Annotated in this window: 12 protein-coding genes; 7 read left to right on the top strand and 5 right to left on the bottom strand. The window is 65.4% G+C overall.

The annotated features are described in order from the left end of the window. Positions 1-6: 6 nt before the first annotated feature. Both N0K08_RS08715 and N0K08_RS08710 read left to right on the top strand, forming a co-directional pair. On the top strand, positions 7-777 hold the full coding sequence (locus tag N0K08_RS08715) for an enoyl-CoA hydratase (protein ID WP_261499832.1): 771 nt from the start codon (positions 7-9) through the stop codon (positions 775-777). Between the two features lie 186 nt (positions 778-963). After that, positions 964-1,854, top strand: coding sequence for a LysR family transcriptional regulator (locus tag N0K08_RS08710; protein WP_261499831.1), 891 nt, complete (start codon positions 964-966; stop codon positions 1,852-1,854). 62 nt (positions 1,855-1,916) lie between these two features. Here N0K08_RS08710 and N0K08_RS08705 read toward each other — a convergent pair whose 3' ends face one another. The 4 genes from N0K08_RS08705 to N0K08_RS08690 form a co-directional block, all read right to left on the bottom strand. Then, positions 1,917-2,903, bottom strand: a complete 987-nt coding sequence (locus tag N0K08_RS08705) for a tripartite tricarboxylate transporter substrate-binding protein (RefSeq protein WP_261499829.1) — start codon at positions 2,901-2,903, stop codon at positions 1,917-1,919. 314 nt (positions 2,904-3,217) lie between these two features. Then, complete coding sequence (locus tag N0K08_RS08700; RefSeq protein WP_261499827.1) at positions 3,218-4,342, bottom strand: CaiB/BaiF CoA transferase family protein; 1,125 nt, start codon at positions 4,340-4,342, stop codon at positions 3,218-3,220. Positions 4,343-4,504: 162 nt separating this feature from the next. Beyond that, on the bottom strand, positions 4,505-5,482 hold the full coding sequence (locus N0K08_RS08695; RefSeq protein ID WP_261499826.1) for a Bug family tripartite tricarboxylate transporter substrate binding protein: 978 nt from the start codon (positions 5,480-5,482) through the stop codon (positions 4,505-4,507). A 70-nt stretch (positions 5,483-5,552) separates the two neighbouring features. Then, positions 5,553-7,238: an acyl-CoA dehydrogenase family protein gene (locus N0K08_RS08690; protein WP_261499825.1), complete on the bottom strand. Its 1,686-nt coding sequence runs from the start codon at positions 7,236-7,238 to the stop codon at positions 5,553-5,555. Between the two features lie 185 nt (positions 7,239-7,423). On the opposite strand from N0K08_RS08690, the gene N0K08_RS08685 reads away from it, so the two are divergent. Further along, positions 7,424-8,335 carry a LysR family transcriptional regulator gene (locus tag N0K08_RS08685; RefSeq protein WP_261499824.1) on the top strand — a complete coding sequence of 304 codons (912 nt, stop codon included), beginning with the start codon at positions 7,424-7,426 and terminating at the stop codon, positions 8,333-8,335. Between the two features lie 43 nt (positions 8,336-8,378). Continuing rightward, positions 8,379-9,008 (top strand): FMN-binding negative transcriptional regulator, encoded by a 630-nt coding sequence (locus tag N0K08_RS08680; protein ID WP_261499823.1) that lies wholly within the window; start codon positions 8,379-8,381, stop codon positions 9,006-9,008. Positions 9,009-9,028: 20 nt separating this feature from the next. Here the strand turns inward: N0K08_RS08680 and N0K08_RS08675 are convergent, their stop codons facing one another. Continuing rightward, complete coding sequence (locus N0K08_RS08675; protein ID WP_261499822.1) at positions 9,029-9,727, bottom strand: FadR/GntR family transcriptional regulator; 699 nt, start codon at positions 9,725-9,727, stop codon at positions 9,029-9,031. Positions 9,728-9,859: 132 nt separating this feature from the next. Here N0K08_RS08675 and N0K08_RS08670 point away from each other — a divergent pair, with 132 nt between their 5' ends. The 3 genes from N0K08_RS08670 (at position 9,860) to N0K08_RS08660 (ending at position 13,170) form a co-directional block, all read left to right on the top strand. Further along, positions 9,860-10,828, top strand: a complete 969-nt coding sequence (locus N0K08_RS08670; protein ID WP_261499821.1) for a Bug family tripartite tricarboxylate transporter substrate binding protein — start codon at positions 9,860-9,862, stop codon at positions 10,826-10,828. 6 nt (positions 10,829-10,834) lie between these two features. Beyond that, positions 10,835-12,037, top strand: coding sequence for a mandelate racemase/muconate lactonizing enzyme family protein (locus N0K08_RS08665; protein ID WP_261499820.1), 1,203 nt, complete (start codon positions 10,835-10,837; stop codon positions 12,035-12,037). Between the two features lie 101 nt (positions 12,038-12,138). After that, positions 12,139-13,170, top strand: a complete 1,032-nt coding sequence (locus N0K08_RS08660) for a porin (protein ID WP_261499818.1) — start codon at positions 12,139-12,141, stop codon at positions 13,168-13,170. Positions 13,171-13,182: the final 12 nt, after the last annotated feature.

Genomic DNA, 13,182 nt, shown 5'->3' with positions numbered 1-13,182 from the left:
TACGCCATGCAAGCACTCCAACACGCCCAGCTTTCCATCACCGAGACCGGTGTCGCCACGCTGCAGATCGCCAACGGCACTTCGCTCAACCTGCTCAACACCCCCACGGTGCTGGAACTCACGGCTACGCTGCGTGCCCTGGCCCGCGACCCTCAGGTGCGCGCGCTGGTGATCCGCGGCACGGGCGACAAAGCCTTCATCGGCGGCGCCGACATCAATGAGCTGGCCCACCTCGATCCCGGCACGGCCGTGGACTTCATCACCCGTCTGAGCAATCTGTGCGAAGCCGTGCGCGACTTCCCCGTGCCCACCATCGCCCGCCTGGCCGGCTGGTGCATGGGCGGCGGCATGGAATTGGCCGCGGCCTGCGATATCCGCATCGGCTCGACGCTGGCGAACTTCGCCATGCCCGAAGTGCGCATCGGCATTCCTTCGGTGATCCACGCCAACCTGCTGCCGCGCCTGATCGGCGAAGGCAATACGCGCTGGCTGCTGCTGACGGGCGCGGCCATCAATGGCGAGAAAGCCATGCGCTGGGGCTTCATGAACGAGATGGTGGCGCCCGAGGAAATCGATGCGGCGATTGCCCACACCGTGGGTGAACTGCTGGAATGCGCGGCAGGCGGCGTGCGCGCCCAGAAGGCCTTGCTGCGCACCTGGGAAGCGCCCGAACTCGAGCGCGGCCTGAAAGACAGCATTGCGCTGTTCGGCGAAATGTACAAGACCTCCGAGCCGCACGAATACATGATGCGGTTCATCAACCGCAAGCGGAAGTAAGAAGCACCCCCTGAGCCGCTCCTCGGCTTCCCCCTCTCAACCTGCGGTGGAGGGGGACGACACCTTCGCTGCGGGGCGGCCCTTGCTCGGTGTCCCTGGTTTGGAGGGCGCCGGTTTCGGAGGCTGCGGGCGCTGAATGGCCTGCTGGAGCCGCATTCCAGGGGCTGTCGCCTTTATCATGCGGGCATGAATCTCACCATCCGCGAGTTCCGCGTTTTTCGTGCCGTTTACGAGCTGCGCAGCTTCAGCGCCACGGCCGAAGCCATGCACATGACGCAGTCGGCCGTGAGCAAGCTGTGCCAGGAAATGGAAGCCAAGGTGGGCCACCGCCTGTTCGAGCGTTCCACGCGCAAAGTCGAGCCCACGCTGTGGGCCGACCATCTGCATGGCTATGCCTGCGAAATCCTCGGCACCATGGACGCTGCCGAGCGCACCATGCGCAGCCTGTCGAACCTGGAAATGGGCCAGATCGACGTCGCGGCCTCGCCGATGATGATGTACGGCCTGCTGGCCGGGCCTTTGCAGCAGTTGCATGCGCTGCATCCCGGCATCCATGCCGGACTGCACGAGTTGTCCACCGACGCCAGCATCGATTACGTGCTCAACGGCAAGGCCGACTTCGGTCTGGTGTCCATGGGCGAGAAGCATCCACAGCTGCAGATCGAGCCGCTGTACGAGGAATCCATGTACGGCGTGTGCGCGGCAGAGCACCCGCTGGCGGGCGAGGCAACGGTCTCGTGGGCGCAGATCGCGGCCTGTCCGCATATTTCGCTGCACACGACGTTCAGCGTGCGGCGCACCATTGACCGGGTGTACGCGGAAAAAGGCCTGGTCTATACCTCGGCCATCGAGGCCGGCTCGGTGCTGTCCGTGCTGGGCCTGGTCAAGGCGGGATTGGGCGTCACGGTCCTGCCGGGCTACATCATGGGTTTTGCGGCCGAGCTGGGCCTGGTGTCACACCGCCTGCAACCCGCGGACTACGCCCATCCCCTGTCCTTGATCCGCCGCTGGAATGCGCGCACTTCGCCCGCGGCGCAGGCCTTGATCGACCTGCTCAAGGCGTCGCTGGTGCGATAGAAGACCTGACTGCCGGTCCTGGCCATGCCGGTGCGCGAGCGGCGGCACGGCCAGGGCGGCCATCAATCGCCCTTGAAGCCCGAAGCTTCGGCGATGGGCTTCCAGTGGGCGCGCTCCGACTGAATCATCTTGCGCAAGGTATCGCCCGGGTAGCCGGTCATTTCCATGGCCAGCGTCGCCATTTTTGCGCGCACTTGCGCGTCCTTGGTGGCGTCGATCAAGGCCTTTTCCAGCATGGACACGGTCGCGGGTGGCGTGCCTGCGGGCACAAAGGCCGCGAACCAGCTCGAAGCCTCTTCAAAACCGGAAATGCCCGCTTCCTTGAGCGTGGGCACTTCCGGGAAGAATGGCGAACGCTCGGTGCCGGTGACGCCCAGGAAACGGATTTTCCCAGCCTTGTACAACTCCATCTGGGCACCAATCGCATCGATGCTCAGCGGCAGCGAGCCGCCGACCAGATCGGTAATGATGGGCGGCGTGCCTTTATAGGGCACGGGCGTCAGCGGCACGCCAATCGATTTGGCCATGGCCAGCAGGCCAAAATGGGTGGGGCTGCCCATGGTCACCAGGCCCACGCCTTGGCCGCCGGGGTTTTTCTTTACCCAGGCGACATATTCGGCCATGGTCTTATAAGGCTGTCCCACGCCGGAGGACGCGACCAGGCGGACCTGGGCCAGGTGGGCCACGGGAATCAAGTCCTTGTCGGGGTCGTAGCCGAGTTTGCTGTAGGTCAGCGGGAATATGCTGATGGGCGAGGGCGACGAAATCAGAATCGTCTTGCCATTCGGTGGTGCGGCCTTCACTGCCTGCACGGCCAGGCGTGCCGAAGCGCCGGTCTTGTTTTCCACCAGCACGGTGCCGCCGACCTGCGTGCGGATTTTGTCGGCCATCACGCGCGCCAGGGCGTCGGCCACGCCACCCGGGGCAAAGCCCACGACGATGCGTGTGATATCGGGTGCCTGGGCCGAGGCCGGCATGGACACCAGGGCCGGCAGCGTGGCCGCGGCCAGTGCATAAATCACTTTTCGAATGCTGAATCGGGTTTTCATTTTGTCTCCTTTGCTCGCCGTTGATGAATTAACCGGGCGTTTTCAGGTAAATACTGCGGGCCGTATTTTCTTGTTGCTTTTCGCTATTTCCTGAATGGCTGCAGACCTTGTGTACCCGGATATTGCGCCTCATCTTGCTTTGAAATGACGCGTAATGCATGTTATCGGCGGCCGGAAATCCGGCGCAAGCGATTATTTTTCATGGATTTATCGCTTGTCGGAATATATTGCGCACCGAGAAAAAAGGGGCAGGCGCAGAAATGCCGCAGGGCCTGAAACCGTGCGGCGCAATGCCGGCCTGAGGCTGGGTGGATTTACTCGAAGTGCTCGCCCGGCGTCAGCGGCACATGGCGGTAGGTGGGCGGAGTGCGCGAGAGCTTGATGGGCGAGCCCACGCCCTGGTAGCCCGGCAGGTCCACGCGCAGTCCGCGGTGCAGGGTGTGCGGGTGGTCGAGCGCCGCATCCACGGCCTGCACGGGGGCGGCCGGCACGCCGATCTTCATCAAGTCCGTGGCCAGGGCGTCGCCTTCGAAGGCCGACAACGCCTGTTCCAGCAAGGGCTTGAGCGCATCGCGGTGGATGGAGCGCTGGCCGGCCGTGGCGAAGCGCGTGTCCTGCACCAGCTGCGGGCAGCCGATGTGTTCGCACAGCAGCTTGAATTGCCGGTCATTGCCCACGGCAAAGAACACCGGAATGGAGCCGGTCTGCAAGACGTCGTAGGGCGCGATATTGGGGTGGGCATTGCCCGAACGCTGCGGCTGCTTGCCGTCCATGAACCAGTTGGCTGCGTGCGGGTGCAGCAGTGAAATGCCGCTGTCATAGAGCGCGGCGTCGACCAACTGGCCCAGGCCGCTGCGCTGGCGCTCGTGCAAGGCCATCATCACGCCGATCACGGCGTTCATGCCCGTGACCATGTCCACCACCGGCAGGCCCACGCGCAGCGGGCCGCCATCGGCCTCGCCGTTGACGCTCATCAAGCCCGTCATCGCCTGGATGGCCGCGTCATAGCCGGGCCAGGCGCCCAGCGGGCCGTCTTCGCCGAAACCGCTGACGCGGCACCAGACCAGCCGCGGGAAGCGCTGCTGGACCTGCTTGAAGCCAATGCCCCACTTCTCCATGGTGCCGATCTTGAAGTTTTCGATGACCACATCCGCCTGCGCCATCAGGGCCAGCACTTTTTCCTGGCCTTCGGCCGAGCTCAAGTCCAGGAACTGGATGCGCTTGTTGCGGTTGAGCCCATGGTAGTAGGAGGCCACGCCGTCCTTGAACGGCGGCCCCCAGGCGCGCGTGTCATCGCCGTTGGGCGGTTCGACCTTGAGCACATCCGCGCCATGGTCGCCCAGAATCTGTCCGCACAGGGGCCCGCCCAGAATGCGTGAAAGATCCAGCACCCGCGTGCCTTGCAAAGCGCCGGTGCCTGGCTGTTGTGTCGATTGCATGTGTTTTCCTAATTTGAATGCAGGGTCTCAGCTATCCATCCGTCGCCATGAAACTGGCGCGCCCCAGCAAGGGGGCAGCGAGCAAGCGCCGCCGCGCAGCGAGGCTGCCGTCCCCCTCAGGGGGAAGCGGGGGCGGCCCATGCCGCGCAGTCGCTCAGGGGGTCAATCCAGTTTCGCACCAGACTCGTCGACCACCGTTTTCCACTTGGCCGTCTCCGCCTTGATGAAGCGGGTCAGGCCTTCGGGCGTGTGGTCGGACGCGGATTCCAGGCCTTGGGCGGCAAAGGTGGCGCGCACCTTGTCTTTTTGCAGGGCCTTGATGAAAGCGCTGTTGAGCTTGGCGATGCGGTCCGCGGGCGTGCCGGCCGGGGCGACCACGCCGAAGAACACGCTCACGTCGTAGCCGGGCAGGCCTTGCTCGGCAATCGAGGGCACCTCGGGCATGGCTTGCGAGCGCTTTTCCGTCGCCACGCCGATGGCCTTGAGGCGGCCGGCCTTGATGTAAGGCATGGCCGTGAGAATGTCGGTAAAGCTCATCTGCACCTGGCCGGCGATCAAGTCGTTGAGGGCCGGGCCCGTGCCCTTGTAAGGCACATGCTGCAGCGTGGTGCCGGCCATCTTGTTGAACAGCACGCCCGCCAGGTGGGAAGAAGCGCCGTTGCCCGATGAGGCGTAGTTCAGGCTGTTGGGCTTGGCCTTGTCCAGCGCGATCAACTCCTTGAGGTTGCTGGCCTTGACGCTGGCATTCACCACCAGGATGTTGGGCAGGTAGCCGACACGGATGATGGGCGCGAAGCTGGTCACCGGGTCGTAGGTGACCTTGCTGTACAGGCTCTTGTTGATGGCCAATGGGCCCGACGTGCCGAACATGATGGTGTAGCCGTCGGGCTTGGCGCGCGCCACCGAGTCGGCGCCGATGTTGCCGCCCGCGCCCGCGCGGTTTTCCACGATCACGCTCTGGCCGATTTCTTCCGTCAAGGCCGCGGCCAGGGTGCGGGCCATGGCATCGGTGGGGCCGCCGGGCGGGAAGGGCACGACGAAGGTCACGGGCTTGGACGGGAAGGCATCACCTTGGGCCAGGGCCGGGGTGACGGCCACGCAGGCCAGGCTGCATGCCAGCAGAAATTGACGCTTTTTCATTGCTTGTCTCCATGTGTCGTGAAACTCCGCCCCTGTGTCGGGGCGTGCGCGGGGCGCCAAGGCGCTTTGTTTACTGGGCCCAGTCCTGGGGAATTTCCATGTCCTGCAGCGGATCGCGCGGCAGCACGCGGTGCACCAGCACCAGCTGCGCCCAGCGCATGCGGTCGGCACTGGCCGTCTGGCTGGCTTCCCAGGCCATGGCGATGGCGGTGAAGCTGTTGTACAAGGCCGAACCGGCGGTGCGTGCCAGGCGTTCGCCGTCGGCATTGGCTGCCACGGCCGCGGCCGCAAAGCGGGCAGCGCGGTCCATGGCGTCCTTCAGCGCCTGCTTGAAGGCCGGCGCGGCCTTGACTTGCGCCAGCAACTGGGCCGCGTGGGCTTGCAGCGCCGTCAGCGAGTCTTCGCGGCGGATGGCGCGCAGCACGTCCAGGGCCACGATGTTGCTCGTGCCTTCCCAGATCGAGCCCAGATGGGCATCGCGCACCAGGCGTGGATCGCTCCACTCCTCGATGTAGCCGCAGCCGCCGCGCACTTCCATGGCGTCGCCCGTGACCATGCGGGCGTCGCGGCAGGCGCGGAACTTGATCAGCGGCGTGAGAATGCGCAGCAGGGCGTAGCCGCCGTCTTCGCCGGCATCCGAGCGCTGCAGCGCCTGGGCGGTCTGCAGCACCATGGTGCGGGCCTGCTCGGAGCGGATGCGCAGCTTGTCGAGCTGGCGGCGCATCAAGGGCATGTCCTGCAAGGCCTTGCCGAACGCATGGCGCTCCTGCGAGATGTACTCGGCTTCGGCCACGGCGCGGCGCATCATGCCGGCGGCGCGCACGCCGTTGGACAGGCGCGAGTTGTTCACCATGTCGGCCATCTGGGCAAAGCCCCGGCCTTGTTCACCCACCAGATAGGCCACGGCGCCATCGATGCGGATCTCGCCGCTGGCCATGGAGCGCGTGCCCAGCTTTTCCTTCAGGCGAATGATGTGATAGCTGTTGGTGCTGCCGTCATCGAGGGTGCGCGGCAGCAGGAACAGGGACACGCCCTTCATGCCGGCCGGGTCGCCTTCGACGCGCGCCAGCACCATGGCAAAGGCGGCGTCGGGATTCGAGCAGAACCATTTGTCGCCCGTCAGGCGCCAGGAGCCGTCGGCCGCGGGGCGGGCCAGGGTCATGGTGTTGCCGATGTCGGAGCCGGCCGCCTGCTCGGTCATGAACATCGCGCCCTGCGCCTGGTCGGCGAAGTCGGTGGCGGTGAGCTGCGCCCAGTACTTGCTGACCAGCTCGGGCGCGCCGAACTTGCGCAGCGTGCGCGTCAGCGAATCCGTCATCGACAGCGGGCAGCACAGGCCGAACTCGGCTTGCACGAACAGATAGGTCAGCGCGTATTTGGCCAGGGGCGGCAGCTTGCCGGCCCAGCCCAGCACGCCTTCGCGGTGGGACATGATGGCCAGGCTGAAGTCGCCGTAGGCGACCTGTTCCATTTCCACATAGGCCGGGTGCTTGTGGATGCGCTGTGCGTCCTGGCCGGTGCGGGTGCGGTGCTCCAGCGTCGGCGGATTCTTGTCGGCCACCAGGGCCAGCTCGTCGAGGCGGCCGCCCGCGAGTGCGCCCATGCGCTCGAGGTAGGGCTGCAGGTGGGCATCCACGTCCGGCGGCAGGTACAGCTGCAGCAGGGGTGCGAACTGGGTGTCGGTCGTGTAGAGGTTGCTGCCGTGGCGATCCGGCACCGGATGGGCGGGGGCTGCGGGGGAAGTTGCTTGGCTCATGTGTGTTTGTCTCCTGGAAGGCAGGCGGGCCGCCGGGGTGGAATAGGACAAATTCTGTGCACGGAGCTGATTCGCGTCAAATATTATTAATGTATTGATCTATATTTAGTGACTATGATTCGTGCTTCCTGGAAGGGGGCGCGGCGTTTCGCGCATTGCGCCACTACCAGGGCCTGGAGCCTCCCATGAGCCATCTCGAAACCCGGCAGCTGCAGTACTTCGTGGTGCTGGCCGAAGAGCTGCATTTCAGCCGTGCGGCCAAGCGGCTGTGCATTTCGCAGCCGCCGCTGAGCATTGCCATCAAGCAGCTCGAAAGCACGCTCGACGCCCAGCTGTTCGAGCGCAACAGCCGGGGCGTGCGTCTGACGCATGCGGGGCAGCATCTGTTGCTGCAGGCGCGCGATATCCTGGAGCGCACGCGCCGCGCCGCCATGGATACCCGCGCTGTCGCCCATGGCATGGCCGGCAGCCTGCGCCTGGGCTTCGTGGGTTCGAGCATGTACCGCGGCCTGCCCCAGGCACTGGAGCTGATGCGCGCCCAGTACCCCGACGTGCGCGTGGATCTGCACGAGCTCAACAGCATCGACCAGATCGCGGCGCTGCAAAGCGGCAAGATCGATCTGGGGCTGATGCACACCATCGCCCCGCCCGTGGGCCTGATCGCCCAAGCCCTGGTCAGCGAGCCTTTCGTGGCCTGCATTCCGGCCGGCCACCCGCTGGCGGGTGAGGCAAAAATTGCCATCGCCCAGCTGGCCAACGAACGCCTGATCCTGTTTTCGGAAGCGGTTTCGCCGGACTACTTCCGGGTGATCCGCAACATGTGCCAGAAAGCCGGGTTCGACCCGGAGCTGCGCCACGAAGTGCGCCACTGGCTGTCGGTGCTGTCCCTGGTGGGCGCCGGCCAGGGCGTGTCGATTGTTCCCGCCTGCCTGCAGCGCGCGGGCATGCAAGGCCTGGCGTTCAAGGCGATTGCCGAAAAAACGCCGTCGTCCGTGCTGCAGGCCATGTGGCAGCCCCTGCCCGCGCATCCGCTGATCCCGATACTGCTGGGGCATTTGCAAGCGGTGGTGAAAAAGCAGTTGCGCGCAACGGTTTAAGCTTGGCGCACCGCTCCCTTGTTTTTTCCAGGATTTCGCCGCCATGTATACGCCTTCCCATTTCGCCCTGGTGCAGCCGGATGAGTTGCACCGGGTCATGCGCACCTACGCGCTGGGCACTCTGGTCACGCACAGCGCTGACGGGCTCGACGCCAACCATTTGCCTTTTGAGTTCGACGCGGCCCAGGGCCCGTTGGGCACGCTGACCGGCCATGTGGCGCGCGCCAATCCGGTCTGGCAGCAATGCGCGGCCGGGGCCGACGTGCTGGTCATCTTTCGCGGGGTCGAAGGCTATATCTCGCCGAGCTGGTACCCGAGCAAGCACGAGGCGCACCGCCAGGTGCCGACCTGGAACTACGAAGTGGTGCACGCCCACGGCCGGCTCACGGTGCGCGATGATGAGAAGTTCGTGCGCGGCGTGGTGGGGCGCCTGACGCGCCGGCACGAGGCTGGCGAGCCCCAGCCCTGGAAGATGGGCGACGCGGCGCCGGGCTATATCGACGCCATGCTGCAGGCGATTGTGGGCCTGGAAATCACCATCACGCGCCTGGAAGGCAAGGCCAAACTGAGCCAGAACAAGGAGTTGAGGGACCGGCAGGGTGCGGTGGACGCCTTGCGCGAGCGAACGTACGAGGGCCTGGCGCAGGCGATGGGAAAAACAATAGCGCCCTGAAACGAGGCCCTGCGACAGGCTTAAGCCAGTCCGCTGTGGATGCGCACCACGGCGCGGGCTATGAGCGCCAGCACGGCGGCTTCCGCGCCCTGCGGGTCGTGGGCTTCGATGGCGTGCAACAAGGACTGGTGCAAGGCCAGGGCCTGGGCGTCCGGTCCCCAGGCGTCGCTGGACGCCTGAAAACTGGTTTTCCAGACGGCCGACAGGGCCGTCTCCAACTGCATGATGAACTGGTTGCCGCAGGAGCGCACGACGGCGCCGTGAAAGCGCAGATCGGCCTGGATATAGGTGACCTGGGTCTGGGCCTGGGCCATGGCTTCGAAAGCTTCGCGGATGTCGGCCACCTGCTGCGGCTGCGCCCGGCTTGCGGCCAGGCGGGCGGCCAGCGGCTCGATCGTCTGGCGCAGCTCCATCAGGTCGGCGATCAGTTGGGGGTCGGGCGGCGCTTCACTTTGCCAGCCCAGCACGGCGGGGTCGAACAGATTCCATTCGGAGCGGGGCAGTACATGGGTGCCGGTGCGCGGGCGGATGGACACCAGACCCTTGGCCGCCAGGCTTTTCATGGCTTCGCGAATGATGAGCCGGCTCGCGCCATAGGTTTCGGCCAGTTGGGGCTCGGTCGGCAGCTGGGAGCCCTCTGCATAGCGTCCGGCAACGATGCTGGCACCGACTGCGTCAACGATTTGGTGGTGAAAGTTGCGCAAACGTGGTGGAGACATAGGCCGCAAGCATAACCGCAGCCCTTTGTGTGACTGGCAAATCGCGCCTTGACGTTAATCATATGATGATTGTATTATTGCCACCGACGCTCAGCACCGTCCCATAAATCAACCAAGAGCTGGAGACAAACCATGAAAAAGAGCCTTGTAGCCATTGCGCTCGCATGCGGCGCGACCCTGGTCCTGCACCCTGTTGCACACGCCCAGGACTTCCCTTCCAAGCCAATCCGCATGATTGTTCCGGTGCCCCCGGGCGGTTCGGGCGATTTGGTCTCGCGTTTGACGGCCAATGCCGCCGCCAAGGAGCTGGGCCAGGCCATCGTGGTCGAGAACCGTCCGGGCGCGACCGGCAACATCGGCACGGCCGCTGCCGTCAAGGCGCCCGCCGACGGCTACACCATCTTCCTGTGCAGCATTGGCAACTGTTCGGTCAACTCCAGCCTCTATGCCAACCCCGGCTTCGACCTGTTCAAGGACATCGCGCCGGTGGTGTTGCTCGGCTCCTCGATCAATGTGCTGACGGCCAGCCCCAAGTCCGAGATTCACAGCGTCGAAGACCTGGTGGCGAAGGCCAAGCGCGGGCAACTGAGCTACGCCTCGTCGGGCGTGGGCGCGTCCAACCACCTCGCGGGGGAAATGTTCAAGAAGATGGCCGGCGTCGAGCTGCTGCACGTGCCTTACAAGGGCTCGGGCCCGGCCATCACCGATCTGCTGGGCGGGCAGATCGACGTGTTCTTCGACAACGAGCCGTCGATTGCGCCCTTCGTCAAGAGCGGCAAGGTCAAGGGCCTGGCGGTCACGGGCAAGGGCCGCTCGGCCAATCTGCCCGAGCTGCGCTCCATGGAGGAAATCGGCTACAAGGGCTTCGTCATCGAGCCCTGGTTCGCGATTGGCGCGCCTGCCGGCACGCCCGCGGCCGTGATCCAGAAACTCAACGCTGCGTTCAACAAGGGCCTGCAGGACCCCGTGGTGCGCAAGACCATGAGCGATGCCGGCATCAATCCCCTGGGCGGAGCGCCTGCCGTGCTGGGCAAGCACATCCGCGCCGAACACGACAAGTGGGCCGACCTGATCCGCTCGCAAAAGATTTCCGCGGAGTAACCACGCATGCGCATTACAGCGATTGAAACCACACGCCTGAAAACCCAACCCAACCTGCTGTGGGTGGAGATTGAAACCGATGCCGGCATCGTCGGCCTCGGCGAGACTTTCCGCGGCGCGGAAGCCGTCGAAAGCTATATCCACTCCATGGCCGCGCCGCTGATCCTGGGCCAGAGCCCGCTGGACATAGAGCGCCTGCACAAGATCTTGCTGCGCGGTTACCTGGGCTTCAACGGCAGCGGCGTGGAAACGCGCGCCGCCTCGGCCATCGATATCGCCCTGTGGGACATCCTGGGCCAGGTCACGGGCCAGCCCATCTACCAACTGCTGGGGGGGGCCTGCCACGACCGCATGCGGACCTACAACACCTGCGCCGGCGTCGACTACAACAGCAAGAGCATCCAGCGCCGCCTGGTGCAGCCGGGCGACGCGAAAGTGCGCCACCGTTATGACGACCAGATCGCGTTCATCGAAAGCCCGGCCGAGCTGGCCCAGAGCCTGATCGAAGAGGGCTATAGCGCGATGAAGATCTGGCCCTTCGACGGTGCCGCGGCCGAGTCGGATGGTCAGTACGTGAGCGCAAAGGCGATGCGCCAGGGCCTGGAAGTGTTCGAGAAAATCCGCCTGGCCGTGGGCGACAGGATAGAAGTGATGTGCGAGTTCCACTCCATGTGGAACCTCACCTCGGCCTTGACGATTGCGCGCGAGCTCAAGCAGTACCGGCCGTTCTGGGCCGAGGACCCGATCAAGATGGACAGTCCGGGCGCGCTGGCCGACTACCGCCAGCTGGCGCAGATACCGGTCTGCGGCAGCGAGACGCTGGCCGCGCAGGGCGCGTTTCGCGATCACCTGGCGGCCCACGCCCTGGATTTCGTCATGCTGGATTTGTCCTGGTGCGGCGGCATCACCGAAGGGCGCAAGATCGCCAGCCTGGCCGACGCCTACCAGAAGCCGATTGCGCCGCACGACTGCACCGGCCCCGTGGTGCTGTGGGCTTCGCTGCACCTGGGGCTGGCATCCCCCAACGCCATTTTCCAGGAAGTGGTGCGCGCCTTCCTGAGCACCTTCTACAAGGACCTGGTGACCGAACTGCCGGTGCTGGAAAACGGTTTCCTGCTGCGCCCCGACAAGCCTGGCCTGGGTACTTCGCTGGCGCCCGGCGTCAAGCGCGACCCAGCAGCCAGCACGCGCCGCAGCACCGCCACATAAGACCGTCGCCCGGACCGACGGTTCCCCGCTACGCCCACACCACAAGGCCGCAATGACGGCCGGGCGCAGCCATGCCCGATGACAACAAGGAGACATAAAAAATGAGCCACAAGATCCACCAAAACCTGGCCCTGGGTGCTCTGCTGAGCTGCTGCGCCGCGGCATGCGCGCAGTCGAGCGTCACGCTCTACGGCCGTGCCGACGCCGCACTGTATTCGCAGTCACGCTCGCATCCTGGCAGCAACCAATGGACCCTGTCTTCGGACACCAGCTACTTCGGCCTGCGCGGCCAGGAAGACCTGGGCGGCGGCCTGAGCGCCACGTTCAAGCTCGAAAGCCAGCTCGATCTGTCGAGCGGCGCGAGCAGCACGGCCTTCTTCAATCGCGAAGCCTATGTGGGCCTGTCGGATCGCCGTCTGGGCACGTTGCAGCTGGGCTCGATGTGGGGCCCGTCGGTCTGGATTTCGGGCAAGGCCGATGCGTTCGGTCGCGCCCAGCTCGGCGCGGTGCAGACGCTGCTGCAAGGCGCGAACAACCGCGGCAACACCTTCAAGTTCGACAACGCCGTGCAGTACATCAGCCCCAGGATAGGCAATGTGTTCGGCCGCGCCTACGTGCAGGCCGCCGAAGGCGCGGCCACGGGCCGCAACTATGCGCTGGCGCTGGACTACAGCCGCGGTCCGGCCTTCCTGGGCCTGGCCTTTGACAGCGCGCAGATCGCGGGCTCGGCGGTAGGCCTGAGCACGCCGCAAGTGCGCGCCAACACGCTGGGCATTGGCGGCGCCTACAACTTCGGCGTGGCGCGCATCCATGGCTACTACCAGCGCAACCATGTGCCCGGCCTGGCCGACGCCAATTCCGTCAACGCCAGCGCCGCCATTCCCGTGGGCGCGGGCGAGTTTCGCCTGGCACTGGGCCGCTGGTCGCGGCCGGGCGATGCCAGCGCGCAGCGTCTGGCGCTGGGTTATGCCCACTTCCTGTCCAAGCGCACCCAGCTGTATGGGACGTTTGCGCAGCTGAAAAACGGCAGCCGTTCGACCACCATGCTGTTCCCCATCAGCCAGGACTCGGCGCCGGCCGTGGCCGGGCAGGACGTGCGCGCGCTAGGCGTCGGCATGCGCCACATGTTTTAACCGTATCCATTC

Origin of the sequence: Acidovorax bellezanensis, assembly GCF_025421555.1 — a bacterium.
GTDB classification, from domain to species: domain Bacteria; phylum Pseudomonadota; class Gammaproteobacteria; order Burkholderiales; family Burkholderiaceae_C; genus Comamonas; species Comamonas bellezanensis.
This window is presented reverse-complemented; position numbering and strand designations above follow the sequence as displayed.

What these genes read in the sequence shown, in the direction of transcription:
- N0K08_RS08715 (WP_261499832.1), top strand. Translation starts at nt 7, where the DNA reads ATGCAAGCACTCCAACACGCCCAGCTTTCCATCACCGAGACCGGTGTC.
- N0K08_RS08710 (WP_261499831.1), top strand. Translation starts at nt 964, where the DNA reads ATGAATCTCACCATCCGCGAGTTCCGCGTTTTTCGTGCCGTTTACGAG.
- N0K08_RS08705 (WP_261499829.1), bottom strand. Translation starts at nt 2,903, where the DNA reads ATGAAAACCCGATTCAGCATTCGAAAAGTGATTTATGCACTGGCCGCG.
- N0K08_RS08700 (WP_261499827.1), bottom strand. Translation starts at nt 4,342, where the DNA reads ATGCAATCGACACAACAGCCAGGCACCGGCGCTTTGCAAGGCACGCGG.
- N0K08_RS08695 (WP_261499826.1), bottom strand. Translation starts at nt 5,482, where the DNA reads ATGAAAAAGCGTCAATTTCTGCTGGCATGCAGCCTGGCCTGCGTGGCC.
- N0K08_RS08690 (WP_261499825.1), bottom strand. Translation starts at nt 7,238, where the DNA reads ATGAGCCAAGCAACTTCCCCCGCAGCCCCCGCCCATCCGGTGCCGGAT.
- N0K08_RS08685 (WP_261499824.1), top strand. Translation starts at nt 7,424, where the DNA reads ATGAGCCATCTCGAAACCCGGCAGCTGCAGTACTTCGTGGTGCTGGCC.
- N0K08_RS08680 (WP_261499823.1), top strand. Translation starts at nt 8,379, where the DNA reads ATGTATACGCCTTCCCATTTCGCCCTGGTGCAGCCGGATGAGTTGCAC.
- N0K08_RS08675 (WP_261499822.1), bottom strand. Translation starts at nt 9,727, where the DNA reads ATGTCTCCACCACGTTTGCGCAACTTTCACCACCAAATCGTTGACGCA.
- N0K08_RS08670 (WP_261499821.1), top strand. Translation starts at nt 9,860, where the DNA reads ATGAAAAAGAGCCTTGTAGCCATTGCGCTCGCATGCGGCGCGACCCTG.
- N0K08_RS08665 (WP_261499820.1), top strand. Translation starts at nt 10,835, where the DNA reads ATGCGCATTACAGCGATTGAAACCACACGCCTGAAAACCCAACCCAAC.
- N0K08_RS08660 (WP_261499818.1), top strand. Translation starts at nt 12,139, where the DNA reads ATGAGCCACAAGATCCACCAAAACCTGGCCCTGGGTGCTCTGCTGAGC.